The sequence below is a fragment of the Kribbella sp. C-35 genome (genome assembly GCF_046549195.1).
Taxonomy (GTDB): Bacteria; Actinomycetota; Actinomycetes; order Propionibacteriales; family Kribbellaceae; genus Kribbella.
Genome location: NZ_JAJPWG010000001.1, coordinates 481,317 through 493,868, shown reverse-complemented (window position 1 = coordinate 493,868; position 12,552 = coordinate 481,317). Strand labels below are relative to the sequence as shown.

The following is a 12,552-nucleotide window of genomic DNA, read 5'->3' as shown; positions in this document are numbered from 1 at the left end:
GTCGGCCGGTCCGACAGTTCTCAGTGGGTCGCGAGTGGGCGGGCGCGGTCGGTGGCGAGGCGGATCGCGAAGACGGCCAGGGCGGTGCCGGTGAGGTAGCGGTGGATGCGCATCCAGGTCGGGCGGCGGGCGAGGAACACGGCGACCGAGCCGGCGGTGATCACGAAGACGGCGTTCATCGCGACGCCGACCGTGAGCTGGGTGAGCCCGAGGATCAGGCTCTGTAGGCCGAGGTGCCCGCGGGACGGGTCGAGGAACTGGGGGAGCAGCGAGATGTAGAGGATCGCGATCTTCGGGTTCAGCAGGCAGGTGAGCAGGCCCATGCCGAACAGTTTGCGCGGGCGGTCCGGCTCGAGCTCCTGGGTCGCGAAGACCGACGCACCGCCAGGGCGGAACGCGTTCCACGCGAGCCAGAGCAGGTACGCCGCGCCGGCCAGCTTCAGTGCGACGTAGATCTCGGGGACCAGCGCGAACAGGGTCGCGAGGCCGGCGCTTGCCGCGAGCAAGTAGGTCAGGAAGCCGATCCCGACGCCGGCCAGCGAGATCAGGCCCGCGCGGCGGCCCTGGGCGATCGAGCGGGAGATCAGGTAGATCATGTTCGGTCCCGGCACGATCACCAGGCCCAGCTCGACCAGGGCGATCCCGAGCAGTGCCTCGTTGCTGACCAGCATTCCGTGTCCCTCCCTCGACGTACTCCGAACCTAACAGCGGCGCCCGATCCGCCGCGGGGGATTTCCGCGAGCTGGAATCCACTCGCGGGTAGCACTCACCCTCGGTTAGCGTGGGGTCCGTACGCCTACGGTTTGAAGGAGACGGTATGAGCGACAAGTCCAGCGAGCCGGCGGACGATCTGCAGAAGAAGTTTCGGGAAGCGCTCGAGAAGAAGAACGCCGGGAAGCACTCGCATCCGGGATCCGGAGTGCGGGGGCAGGGCGTCGGCGACGCGCACAACGACAAGCAGAAGCGCCAGTTCCGGCGCAAGTCCGGCAGCTGAGTTCCGCCAAACTGTCCATCCATCCAGAAGGAGCCCCGGGTTGCCGCCCGGGGCTCGACCTTTCTCCGCGGGGCGGACTCGAGCCTCGACTATTGTCGGCTCTGTGAGTGAGCCGCTGCATTTCGTGGTGAAGACCAAGCTGGTGGACGTGCTGGAGCGGCTGGGCGAGGGAGCGGCGTTGCCGCCGGAGCGGGTACTCGCCAAGGAGTTCGGGGTCTCTCGGTGGACCATGCGACAGGCGATTCGGGAGCTGATCGCCGACGGCCGGCTGCGGGCGCGGCAGGGGCAGGGGACGTTCGTCGCGACGCCGAAGCTGGTACAGCCGCTGGCCCTCGTGAGTTACACCGAGGCGTTGCGGGCCCAGGGGCATACACCGGGGCGTGAGGTGGTCGCGTTCGACGAGGTGGTCGCCGATGTCGAGCTCGCGGAGCAGTTGAAGGTCGCCGAGGGGGACCCGGTACACCGGCTGGAGCGGGTGCTGTTCGCGGACGGGCAGCCGATCGGGCTCGAGACGACGTACCTCTCGGTCGCGCGCTTCCCGACGTTGCGTGAGCTGCTCGAGCCGACCGGGTCGCTGTACCGGTGCCTGACCGATCAGCTCGGCGTGCGGTTCGGCGAGGGGGAGGAGCTGGTCGAGACCGTGATCGCGACCCCGCGGGAGGCCGAACTCCTCAAGGCCACCCAGTCGCTCCCGATGCTCCTGCTGCACCGAACCAGCCGCGACACCGACGGCCGCCCGATCGAAGCCGTCCGCTCCCTCTACCGCGGCGACCGCGTCGGCTTCCGCGCCACCCTCCGCCCCTAACCCCTCGGATCCCCAGGCCATCACAACTGCGGCCTCCACGGCGATCGCCGCGGAAGGCTCCCGCGCGAGCGCAATTGTGATGGCCTGGAGAACTGTTCGTCCGCGGTTCACCCGCCCGTCGACGTTCTCGTACGCTCCTGTCATTGGTCCGGACCAATCTTGGTCGCGACGAGAGGAGCCGGTGTGCGGGTGGTTGTGGTGGGTGGTGGGGTGCTGGGCACGTTTCACGCCTGGGAGGCGGTACGGCGTGGGCACGAGGTGCTGCAGCTCGAGCGGGAGATCGAGGCGCGGGGTGCGAGCGTGCGGAACTTCGGCCTGGTCTGGGTCAGCGGTCGCGCCGACGGGGCCGAGATCGAGCTGGCGCAGCGGGCCCGTGACCTGTGGGCCGAGGTGCCGGGCGTCGATGTCCGTACGGTCGGCTCGCTGACCGTCTGCCGTACCGAGGCCGAGCTGGCGGTTGCCAAGGAGGCCGCGGCCCGACCGGATGCGGTGGCGCGCGAGTTCCAGGTGCTCGACGCGGAGCAGACCCGGGAACGTAACCCGGCGTTGCAGGGCGACCTGCGCGGCGCGTTGTGGTGTGCGCGGGACGCGATCGTCGAGCCGCGTGAGGTGCTGCCGGCACTCCGGGCCGAGCTGCTGAAGTCGAACCGCTACCAGTTCCTCGGTGGACGGGAAGTGCGCAACGTCCACACCGGCCGGGTCGTCGACGATAACGGGGTCACGCATTCAGCTGACCTCGTCATTCTCTGTACGGGCGCCTGGCACAGCGGCCTGATCCGCGAACTGACCGACGACCTTCCGGTACGCCGGGTGCGCCTGCAGATGATGCAGACGGCACCGCTCGGCGACACGCTCACCACGGCGGTCGCCGACGGAGACAGCTTCCGGTACTACCCGGCGTACAGCGGAAACGCAATCAACGACCTGCCGGCGCAGGCCCCCGTTGCCGCGGACCACAGGATGCAGCTGCTGATGGTGCAGCGGGCGCACGGCGGCCTGACGATTGGTGACACCCACGAATACGCCGAGCCGTTCGGGTTCGACGTACAGAGCGATCCGTACGACTACCTGCAGGACACCGCGGAGAACCTCCTCGGCCGCAAGCTGCCCAAGATCGTGCGGCGATGGGCCGGCGTGTACTCGCAGGCGACCGGCGACGAGGTGATCGTCCGGCGGGAAATTGCCGACGGCGTGCACCTGGTGACCGGTCCCGGTGGGCGCGGCATGACCATATCGCCCGCGATCGCTGAGGCGACCTTCGACGACATCGGAAGGACAGAGAAGTGAAGGCTCTCAAGACCCTGCTCGCCGCCACCCTGTTGCTCGCCGGAACCGCCGCCTGTGGTGGAACCGGAGCGGCATCAACCGGTGACGGCGCCGCGAAGACCGTCACCGTCTACACGGCGGACGGCCTTGCTGATTGGTACAAGACCCGATTCGACGCGTTCACGCAGAAGACCGGGATCAAGGTGCAGACGGTCGAGGCCGGCTCCGGTGAGGTGGTGTCGCGTCTGCAGAAGGAGAAGTCGAACCCGCAGGCCGACGTCGTCGTGACGCTGCCGCCGTTCATCCAGAAGGCATCGCAGGACGGGCTGCTGCAGAAGTACGACGTACCGGGCGCCGATCAGGTGAAGGGCGTCAAGGGCGACGACTATGTCGCGGTCGTCGACAACTACCTGTGCTTCATCGCCAACCAGCAGGCGGGTACGCCGAAGACGTTCGACGAGCTGCTCGACCCGAAGTTCAAGGGGAAGCTGCAGTACTCGACCCCGGGGCAGGCCGGCGATGGCACCGCCGTACTGCTGCTGCTTCAGCACCTGCTGGGGAAGCCGGGTGCCCTCGACTATCTGAAGAAGCTGGAGACCAACAACGTCGGCCCGTCGGCGTCGACCGGCAAGTTGCAGCCGAAGGTCAGCAAGGGCGAGCTGCTGGTCGCGAACGGCGACGTCCAGATGAATGCGGCGTCGATCGCGAACGACAAGTCGGCGTTCGGCATCTTCTTCCCGGCGGGCAAGGACGGCAAGCGTACGACGCTCGCGCTGCCGTACGTGATGGGCCTCGGCGCCGGTGCGCCGAATGTTGACGGTGGCAAGCAACTGATGGAGTACCTGCTGTCGACCGAGGCACAGCAGACGGTGTCGCAGGACGCGTTCGGGATCCCGGCTCGGGGCGATGTGAAGCCGACCGACGCGAACTTCCAGACGGTGGAGAAGGCGACCCAGGGCGTCGAGGTCTGGCAGCCCGACTGGTCCGCTGTGCTGACCGACTTGGATGCGGACGTGGCGGCGTACACCAAGGCTGTGGGATGACTGTCCAGCTCGAGGACGTGACGGTGCACTTCGGGCGTACTTGTGCGCTGGAAGGGTTTGATCTGAGTGTCGCGGCTGGTGAGACGGTCGCGCTGCTCGGGCCGTCGGGCTCTGGGAAGTCGACCGCGTTGAAGGCCGTGGCGGGGTTCGTCCGGCCGAGTCGGGGGCGGGTTCGGTTGGCCGGCAACGATGTGACCGATCTTCCGCCGGCTAAGCGGGGGATCGGGGTTGTGGTGCAGCAGTACGCGTTGTTTCCGCATTTGCGGGTTGCGGACAACGTGGCGTTCGGGCTGAAGGCGGCGCGTAGGCCGAGGGCTGAGGTGGCGGCGCGGGTCAGCGAGATGCTCGAGATGGTTGGTATGTCGGCGTACGCGCGGCGGTTTCCTCGTGAGCTGTCCGGTGGTCAGCAGCAGCGGGTTGCGATCGCGCGGGCGCTTGCGATCCGGCCGCCGGTGCTGTTGCTCGACGAACCGCTAGCGGCGCTAGATGCGCAGTTGCGGGCGGACATGCTCGGCGAGCTGCAGAAGCTGCGGCAGGAGGTGCCGGACATCGCGATCATCTACGTGACGCATGATCAGTCCGAGGCGCTCGCGTTGGCGGACCGGATCGCTGTGATGCGGGATGCGCGGTTGGTCGATGTCGCGCCGGCTGCCGAGCTGTACGCCGCTCCGCCGTCGGCCTTCACCGCTTCGTTCCTGGGCGGGGCGAACCTGCTCCCGGTCGAGTCAGTCGAAGGTGGAGTGAAGGTGGCCGGCCGAGTACTCCCAGGTCTGCAAGCCGTGTCAGGTAAGAACCTTCTGTGTATCCGACCTCACGCGATCCGTCTGGAAACCAATGGCAGCGGGGCGCGGGTGGTGGGGGTGCAGTGGCGTGGGGCGTTCAACCAGGTCACCTGCAGGGTCGAGGACGTGACGGTGCGGGTCGACGTACCGGCTGATCGGTGGGTGCCTGAGGTTGGGGCGGAGGTTTCGCTGGTGATGCCGGTGGAGGCGTGCAGTCTGGTGCGGGCTGATGGCTGTTGAGGCGCTGGGCGCCGGGGTTGTCGTCAGCAATCGACCGCAGCGGGACGGCCGATGGTTGTGGGTGTTGCCGCCGCTCCTGCTGATCGCCGTCCTGGTCGTCTACCCGCTCGTGCTGGTCGCGGTGGAATCCGCCCCGGCGTGGGGTGAGGTGATCGGATCAGCCGAGTTCCGGAACGCGCTGCTGCGGACGGTGCAGATCGCGGTGAGCTCAACCGCAGGCTGTCTTGCGGTCGGGACTTTCCTCGCAGTCGTGATCAGCTTCGTCCCCTTCCCGGGCGCCCGCCTCGTCGCCGGACTCGTCGACACGATGCTCGCGCTCCCGTCGTTCCTGGTCGCGCTCTCCTTCACGTTCATCTACGGCAGCACCGGCATCCTGCGCGCCGGCGGGTTCCTCACCTCACCATGGGCAGTGGTCCTCGCCGAGATCACCTTCTACACCCCGTTCGTGATGCGACCGTTGCTGGCGGCAATGAGTCGGCTGCCCCGAGCTCAGCTCGACGTAGCCGCCAGTCTCGGCGCGGGCCCGTGGCGGGTGCTGCGCCAGGTCGTACTCCCCGAAGTACGACCCGCCCTCCTCGCGGGCGGAAGCCTGACGCTGCTGCTGACGCTGAACGAGTTCGGCATCGTCCTGTTCCTCGGCGCGAAAGGCACCACCACGTTGCCGATGCTCGTGCACACCAAGGGCATCGTGATGTTCGACTACCCGGGAGCGTGCGTGATCGCCGTCGTACAGATCGCGTTGTCCCTCGGCCTGTACGCCGTACTGCGAATGGCACTGGGAGGGCGCCGTGCTCGTCTGGACTAAGCCCGGGAAGGCGATCGTCTGGCTCGTGTTCGCCGTGGTGTTCGGGCTGCTCGTACTCGCCCCGTTCGTGGTCGTGACTGCGGCCGCGTTCGCCGGCTCGTGGAACGGCGTACTGCCGGCCGACCCGACGGCCGATCACCTGCGGCAGGCGTTGTCCGGTGACGAACTGGCCTCGCTGTCCGTGAGCCTGCAGACCGCGTTCCTGGGCGGCCTGCTCGCGGTCGTCTTCGGCTCTTGGGGTGCTCTGTCCTCCGCAGACACCCGGTTCAAGCGGCTCGCGGACGCGATGCATCACCTGCCGATCGCAGTACCGTCGGTGGTCGTCGGGCTCGGGCTGCTGGTCGCGTTCTCCCGCGAACCGCTGCTGCTCAACGGCACCAAGTGGATCGTGGTGATCGCGCACCTCGTCCTGATGGTTGCCTTCAGCTACGGAATGGTGTCCGCCGCGCTGCAACGCACCGACCCCTCGTACGCCGAGGTTGCCGCGTCGCTCGGGGCGTCGCCGGCCCGCGTGCTGTGGCGGGTCCGGCTGCCGATGCTGCTGCCCGCGATCTCCTCGGCCGCCGGGCTCTCGGTCGCGCTGTCGATGGGCGAGGTCGGCGCGACGATCATGGTCTATCCCGCGTCGTGGCGGACGTTGCCGGTGAGCATTTTCGCGCTCACCGACCGCGGTCAGGCGTTCGTCGCCGCGGCCGAAGCAGTGGTGCTGCTCGCGAGCACCGTCGTACTCGTGCTCATCCTCGATCGGCTGCGGGGTCGGGCTGCCGAGCGTTGAGCAGTTCGACCAGGCGGAGCACCTCGGGATCCCAGCCCATGCGGTGGTTCGCGGCGTCCTCGGCGGTCGCGAACCCGGTGTGGCTGAGCAGCATCCGGGTGCCGTCGAGTGTCTCGGTCAGCTCGACCTCGACCCGCGTCGGCTCGTCGTCGGTGCCGTCCCATTTCCAGCTGAACACCAGCCGGTGCGGCGGATCCACTTCCAGGTAGGTGCCGCGTACGACGTGCAGCCCCATCTCCACGACATACGAACCACCGGCGCGGACGTCGGCCTGCACCTTCAGCTCGAGCTTGGGGTTCGGGCAGTACCACTGAACCAGCAGGTCGGCCTGCGTCCAGGCGTCGTACACCCGATCGATCGTTGCCGGGAGCACCCTTTCGATCCGGATCTCAGTGTCCATCGCCGTCCCCTCGCAGGAGTTCTTCCAACCGGTCAACGGTGCTGTTCCAGTACGCCGTGAGGTCGCCGAGCCACTGCTCCAGCTCGGAGAACGCCTCCGGCCGGAGCGAGCACACGACGGTCCGGCCGACCCGCCGCCGGCTCACGAGCCCGGCGTCGACGAGCACGGTGACGTGCTTGGTCATCGCCGGGGGCGTGATCCGGTGCGGCTCGGCCAGCTCGCCCATCGTCGCGTCGCCCCGACTCAGCCGGCCGACGACGGCCAGCCGAGTCGGGTCCGCGAGCGCTCCGAAGGTCCTGGTCAGCACACCCGATACTTCACCAGTTGGTGAACTGTTGTGTCAAGGGCGGACCTCGAACACCAGGTTGAACGGCGTCTGTGCGACCGTGCGGAACCTGCTGAACCCGGCCGCCGTGGTGACATCCTGGATCCGGGCCGGGCCGGCCTGGGTACCAAGAGCGAGACCCACCGGCTGGGACAACGAGGCCGGCGTGCACAGCAGCGTGGAGAAGCCGTAGTACGCCCGCCCGACCGGGTTGAGGTTGTCCTCGACGTGGTCGCCGGCCATCGGTTCGACCAGCATCCAGGTGCCGTCCGGTGCGAGCGCCTCGCGCACGTGCCGGGCCGCGCCGACCGGATCGCCCATGTCGTGCAGGGCGTCGAAGGTCGTCACCAGGTCGTACCCGGACCCGCTGAAGCTGTCCGCCGGAGCGACCTCGAAGGAGGCTCGATCATCGACGCCCGCCTCCGCGGCCCGCAGCCGGGCAGTCTCGATGGACGCCTGGTGGTAGTCCGAGCCGATGAACGTCGACCGCGGGAACGCCTCGGCCATCAGGATGGTCGACGAACCGTGGCCGCAGCCGATGTCGGCCACCTTCGCGCCACGCTCCAGCTTGGCCACCACGCCGTCCAGCGCGGGCAGCCAGCTGGGCAGCAGGTTCGTGTTGTACGACGGCCGGAAGAACCGCTCACAGCCGACATGTACGTCGGACGTGTGCTCGTGCCACCCGACCCCGGCACCGCTCCGCGCGGCCTCGATCGTCTCCGTCGTGTGCTGCACCGTGCCGAGCGCGATCTGGAAGAAGCCGGGCAGGTACGCCGGGCTGTTCGGATCGGTCATCGCCACGGTCTGCTCCGGCGGCAGCGTGTAGCGGCCGGTGCTCGCGTCGTACTCGACGAAACCGCCCGCGGCCTGCGCGTTCAGCCACTCCCGCGTGTAGTGCTGATCGGTGCTGGTCCGCTCGGCGAGCTCGGCCGGCGTGGCCGGACCGTGGTCGGCGAGCGCCTGGTAGAAGCCGAGCCGGTCGCCCATCACGACCAGTGCCGCATTCAGCGTCGCCCCCACCTCGTCGACCGCCTTGAAGACGAAGCCCATCAGTTTGTCGCTGTCGATTGCAACAGTCATTCGCTTTCTCCCCCTTGCATGGTTGGTACGGCGAACCTAGGAAGAGGAGCCGGACCATCGCATCAGGTGGGGCTACTGGTGCACACTGCGAGACATGCTCATCGGGCGGGAGGCGGAGCGCCAGGTGATCGAGCAACTGATCGCGGGGGCGCGGGTCGGGGCCGCGGGCGTTCTGCTCATCACTGGTGAGCCCGGCATCGGCAAGACCACGTTGCTGGATGAGGCCGCTGCGATGGCGGGCGGACTGCAGGTACTGCGAGCACGCGGCACCGACGCCGAACGTGAGCTGCCGTTCGCGGCCCTGCTCCAACTACTGCGACCTGTGCTGGCCGGGCTCGACCGCATCCCCGGACCGCAACGGACAGCGCTCGCATCGGCACTGGCACTCGGCTCGGGACCAGAGGCCGCCAGCCCGGCGGACCGCTTCGCCGTAGGTGCAGCAACGCTGAGCCTGATCTGCCGGTACGCCGAGAACACGCCACTCGCACTGATCATCGACGATGCACACCTGCTGGACCGTCCGTCCGCAGAGGCCCTGTTGTTCGCCGCCCGGCGCCTCGTGGCCGACCCGATCGTCATGCTGATCGCGGCTCGCGTCGACGAGCCGCATCCGTTCGAGGCCGACCTGCCACGGCTCCGGCTGGAGGGCATCACGCTGGAGGCCGCGCGGCAGGTCGTGCAGCACCTCCCGGGCGACCTGGTCGAGCAGCTGCACCAGACCGTGGCAGGGAACCCGCTGGCGCTGCTGGAGCTGGCTGACGATCCGGACCGCTTGCACCGGATGCCGCCGGGTGTGCCGTTCCCAGTCCCCGCGATGCTCGCCGAAGCGTTTGCCAGCAGGGCGAACCGGCTGGGCCCGGATGCGCGAACTGCACTGCTTGTCGCGGCTCTTGACGGTGAGCTCGGGACGGTGTCCCGCGTGTGCGCGGAGCTCGGCGTCGATGTCGCTGCACTGGAGGATGCCGAGGCAGCCGGTCTGGTTGCCATTCGCGACGGTGAGGTCCAGTGGCGACATCCACTGGTCCGCTCAGCGATCTACACCAGCGCTGACCCGGCAGCACGTCGTACGGCGCATCGTGCGGTGGCTCTGGACACCCCTGACCCGGACCGGCGAGCGTGGCACCTGTCCGAGGCAGTCCTGGGCGCTGACGACGAGGTGGCAGCCGGACTGGTCCTTGCAGCGGAGCACGCGGCTGCTCGTGGTGCACATGCGGTCGCAGCAACGGCGTACGAGCGTGCTGCGCGGCTGAGCCAGGGGCTGCCGGACCGTGCAGTCAGACTGGTCGCGGCAGGTGAAGCGGCGTGGTCGGCGGGACTGGCGGAGCGAGCAGAGGCGTTGCTGGGCGATGCGCTGATCCTGCAGCCGCCGCTCCCGGTACGGATCCGTGCGCAAGAGATTCGCGGCGACATCGAGGTGAAGTGCGGGTCGCCCCGCCGCGCCCGCGACATCCTGGTTGCGGCCGCGGCGGAGTCCACGGACCCGGCCATCGCGACCGGTCTGCTCGCGGATGCGGTCGCGGCCTGTTTCCGGCTGTGCGATGCCGCGGCCGGGCTGGAGGTGGCGTACGACCTCGACAGCCTGCTGCCGGCGGTCGATCGGCCCGGTCCGCGGATCATCGGCATGCTGGCGAGCGGCGTCGCCAAGGTGCTCGCCGGGAGCGGTGGGACCGACCAGATCCGTGCAGCGATCGCGTTGGCGCCTTCCGACGAGCTCGACCGGGATCGCCGTCGCCAGGTGTGGATGGTGCTCGCCGCGTTGTTCCTCAGGGAGACAGGTACCGGCCGGACGCTCCTGCAGCAGGCGATGCTCGAGCGACGTGAGCAGGTCGCGCTCGGGACGCTGCCGGGTCTCCTGTTCCTGCTGGCCCGCGACGACGCGACAACCGACCGGTGGGCCGACGCAGAGACGTCGTACGACGAGGGGGTCCGGCTATCGCGGGAGACCGGTCAAACGACTGAACTGGCGATGAACCTGGCCGGACTGGCGTGGCTGCTGTCCCACCAGGGCAGACCGGAGTGCCAAGAGCTTGCTGTTGAGTGTCTGCGGATCTGTGCGGAGCATGAGATCCGCCTCGGCACGGTGTGGTCCCTGTTCGCGCTGGGAGACCTGGAGCTGGGACGTGGCGACCCGGCGGCGGCACTACCGCAGTACGAGCGGTTGGTCGACGTACTGGCTGAGTACGGCCTGAAGGATCCGGACCTGTCGCCGGTACCGGAGCTGGTCGAGGTCTACCTGCGGTTGGGGCGGTCGGACGATGCACAGCGGGTGGTGCACGAACACTCCGCGTTGGCCGAGGCGAAAGGCCAGCCGTGGTCGCTGGCGCGAGCGGCACGCGCACGGGGCGTGGCCGGTGAGAGCGAGTCGGACTTCGTCCTGGCACTGGGCTGGCATGAGGACACGCTGGACGCGTTCGAGCTGGCCCGGACTCGGTTGGCGTACGGCGCTTGGTTGCGACGGGCACGGCGGCGTGTGGACGCGCGTACGCAGCTGCGGCTCGCTGTGGAGGACTTCGACGCACTGGGCGCACTCGGGTGGGCGGACCAGGCGGCGGCGGAGCTCAAGGCGACCGGTGAGACCGCACGGCGTCGTGTGCCGAGCACGGCGGACGAGTTGACGCCACAGGAGCGGCAGATCGCCGTACTGCTCGCGGATGGTCACAGCATTCGGGAGGCTGCGGCGCGATTGTTCCTGAGCCCCAAGACCGTCGAGTACCACCTGCGCAAGGTCTACGCGAAGCTGGGAATCCATTCGCGCACCGAACTGGCTGAGCACCTCGGAACGTAGGCTGGTTGGATGAGGCAGCCGTTCACAGAAGTCAGCGGAATCGCCCGCCACTGGGGCTTCGAGGACCTCGCGTCCACCGGCCCGGTGCAACGCCTGACGCTGTTCACCGGCGTACCCGTCCAGCTCGTCACCGGGTACGCCGAGACCCGCGAGCTGCTCGCCCATCCCGATGTGGTGCGCTCGCCGCTGGACGGGCCGCACCGCGACAGCGTCATGGACGACCTGATCGCGCGTACCGAGCAGCACATGCTGGGCGCGAACCCGCCGGACCACACGCGGCTGCGCAAACTCGTCACGGCCGCGTTCACCCGGCGCCGGATCGAGGCGCTCGAACCGCGGATCCGGGAGATCGCCACCGGCCTGCTTGACGAGATGGCCACCGCGGACGAGCCGGTTGACCTCGTGAATGCGTACAGCTACCCACTTCCGATCACGGTGATCTGCGAGCTGATCGGCATCCCGGCGGTACGGCGGGACGACTTCCGCCGCTGGTCGTCCGTGTTCGTGAACGCCGCCGTGTACACCGCCGAGGAGTACATCGAGGCGACGACCTCGATGCTCGCCTTCGTCCACGAGCTGATCCTGCAGAAGCAGCAGGCACCGACCGACGACCTGCTCTCCGCCTTGATCGCGACGCGCGACGGCAGCGACCGGCTCAGCGAGGACGAGCTGACCTCGATGGTCTTCCTGCTGCTCGCGGCCGGCCACGAGACGACGGTCAGCCTGATCACCAACGGAGTACACGCTCTGCTGAGGCATCCCGACCAGCTCGAGCTGCTCAAGAACGAGCCCGAGCGCCTGCCCACAGCCGTGGAGGAGCTCCTCCGGTACGACGGTCCGCTGCAGGCCGCGATCCCGTACGTCGCCGCCGCGCAGATCGATATCGCCGGGCGGCGGATCGAGGCCGGCGAGGTGATCGTGTTCGCGCTGCTCCCGGCGAACCGCGACGTACGGAAGGTCGAGCGTGCGGACGAGCTCGACATCACCCGGACCGACACCGCGCACCTCGCGTTCGGGCACGGCATCCACCACTGCCTCGGCGCCCCGCTCGCGCGGCTGGAGGGCCGGATCGCGCTCGGCCTGCTGTTCGAACGGTTCCCGCGGCTGCGGCTCGCCGTACCCGAGCAGGATCCGCCGCGGCACCCGAGCCTGCTGATGAACGCGATCCGCGAACTCCCCGTGCTGCTCTGACCCCAGCCAGTGGCATCGGCTGAACATCGGGTGAACCACGCCTGAATCACATCGGTGGGAT

General features: G+C 68.7%; 13 protein-coding genes. 9 read left to right on the top strand and 4 right to left on the bottom strand.

Annotation, left to right across the window (positions count from 1 at the left end):
* Positions 1 to 20: 20 nt before the first annotated feature.
* A complete protein-coding gene (locus ACLJOO_RS02465) occupies positions 21 to 671 on the bottom strand; it encodes a LysE family translocator (RefSeq protein WP_410785112.1) in 651 nt (216 codons plus the stop codon).
* A 146-nt stretch (positions 672 to 817) separates the two neighbouring features.
* On the opposite strand from ACLJOO_RS02465, the gene ACLJOO_RS02460 reads away from it, so the two are divergent.
* The 7 genes from ACLJOO_RS02460 (at position 818) to ACLJOO_RS02430 (ending at position 6,710) form a co-directional block, all read left to right on the top strand.
* A complete protein-coding gene (locus ACLJOO_RS02460; protein WP_157996243.1) occupies positions 818 to 994 on the top strand; it encodes a DUF5302 domain-containing protein in 177 nt (58 codons plus the stop codon).
* A gap of 103 nt (positions 995 to 1,097) precedes the next feature.
* Positions 1,098 to 1,799 carry a GntR family transcriptional regulator gene (locus tag ACLJOO_RS02455; protein WP_410785111.1) on the top strand — a complete coding sequence of 234 codons (702 nt, stop codon included), beginning with the start codon at positions 1,098 to 1,100 and terminating at the stop codon, positions 1,797 to 1,799.
* Positions 1,800 to 1,982: 183 nt separating this feature from the next.
* A complete protein-coding gene (locus ACLJOO_RS02450) occupies positions 1,983 to 3,086 on the top strand; it encodes a TIGR03364 family FAD-dependent oxidoreductase (RefSeq protein ID WP_410785110.1) in 1,104 nt (367 codons plus the stop codon).
* Positions 3,083 to 4,108: a 2-aminoethylphosphonate ABC transporter substrate-binding protein gene (locus ACLJOO_RS02445; protein ID WP_410785109.1), complete on the top strand. Its 1,026-nt coding sequence runs from the start codon at positions 3,083 to 3,085 to the stop codon at positions 4,106 to 4,108. The genes ACLJOO_RS02450 and ACLJOO_RS02445 overlap by 4 nt, the downstream gene beginning before the upstream one ends.
* On the top strand, positions 4,105 to 5,130 hold the full coding sequence (locus tag ACLJOO_RS02440) for an ABC transporter ATP-binding protein (RefSeq protein WP_410785108.1): 1,026 nt from the start codon (positions 4,105 to 4,107) through the stop codon (positions 5,128 to 5,130). Before ACLJOO_RS02445 ends, ACLJOO_RS02440 begins: the two co-directional genes overlap by 4 nt.
* On the top strand, positions 5,120 to 5,935 hold the full coding sequence (locus ACLJOO_RS02435; protein ID WP_410785107.1) for a 2-aminoethylphosphonate ABC transporter permease subunit: 816 nt from the start codon (positions 5,120 to 5,122) through the stop codon (positions 5,933 to 5,935). Before ACLJOO_RS02440 ends, ACLJOO_RS02435 begins: the two co-directional genes overlap by 11 nt.
* The gene (locus ACLJOO_RS02430; protein ID WP_410785106.1) at positions 5,919 to 6,710 is read left to right on the top strand and encodes an ABC transporter permease; all 792 of its coding nucleotides are present in this window, start codon (positions 5,919 to 5,921) and stop codon (positions 6,708 to 6,710) included. The genes ACLJOO_RS02435 and ACLJOO_RS02430 overlap by 17 nt, the downstream gene beginning before the upstream one ends.
* Here the strand turns inward: ACLJOO_RS02430 and ACLJOO_RS02425 are convergent.
* Genes ACLJOO_RS02425 through ACLJOO_RS02415 form a run of 3 tightly spaced genes read right to left on the bottom strand, consistent with a single transcriptional unit; the run spans position 6,670 to position 8,515 of the window.
* A complete protein-coding gene (locus ACLJOO_RS02425) occupies positions 6,670 to 7,110 on the bottom strand; it encodes an SRPBCC family protein (RefSeq protein WP_410785105.1) in 441 nt (146 codons plus the stop codon). The genes ACLJOO_RS02430 and ACLJOO_RS02425 overlap by 41 nt on opposite strands.
* Complete coding sequence (locus ACLJOO_RS02420; protein ID WP_410785104.1) at positions 7,100 to 7,417, bottom strand: ArsR/SmtB family transcription factor; 318 nt, start codon at positions 7,415 to 7,417, stop codon at positions 7,100 to 7,102. The genes ACLJOO_RS02425 and ACLJOO_RS02420 overlap by 11 nt, the downstream gene beginning before the upstream one ends.
* 33 nt (positions 7,418 to 7,450) lie before the next feature.
* Positions 7,451 to 8,515 carry a class I SAM-dependent methyltransferase gene (locus ACLJOO_RS02415; protein ID WP_410785103.1) on the bottom strand — a complete coding sequence of 355 codons (1,065 nt, stop codon included), beginning with the start codon at positions 8,513 to 8,515 and terminating at the stop codon, positions 7,451 to 7,453.
* 94 nt (positions 8,516 to 8,609) lie between these two features.
* Between ACLJOO_RS02415 and ACLJOO_RS02410 the strand changes: the two genes are divergently transcribed.
* Together ACLJOO_RS02410 and ACLJOO_RS02405 are read left to right on the top strand one after the other, a co-directional pair.
* Positions 8,610 to 11,300, top strand: coding sequence for a helix-turn-helix transcriptional regulator (locus tag ACLJOO_RS02410; protein ID WP_410785102.1), 2,691 nt, complete (start codon positions 8,610 to 8,612; stop codon positions 11,298 to 11,300).
* Positions 11,301 to 11,309: 9 nt separating this feature from the next.
* Positions 11,310 to 12,491 (top strand): cytochrome P450 family protein, encoded by a 1,182-nt coding sequence (locus tag ACLJOO_RS02405; protein ID WP_410785101.1) that lies wholly within the window; start codon positions 11,310 to 11,312, stop codon positions 12,489 to 12,491.
* Positions 12,492 to 12,552 lie beyond the last annotated feature (61 nt).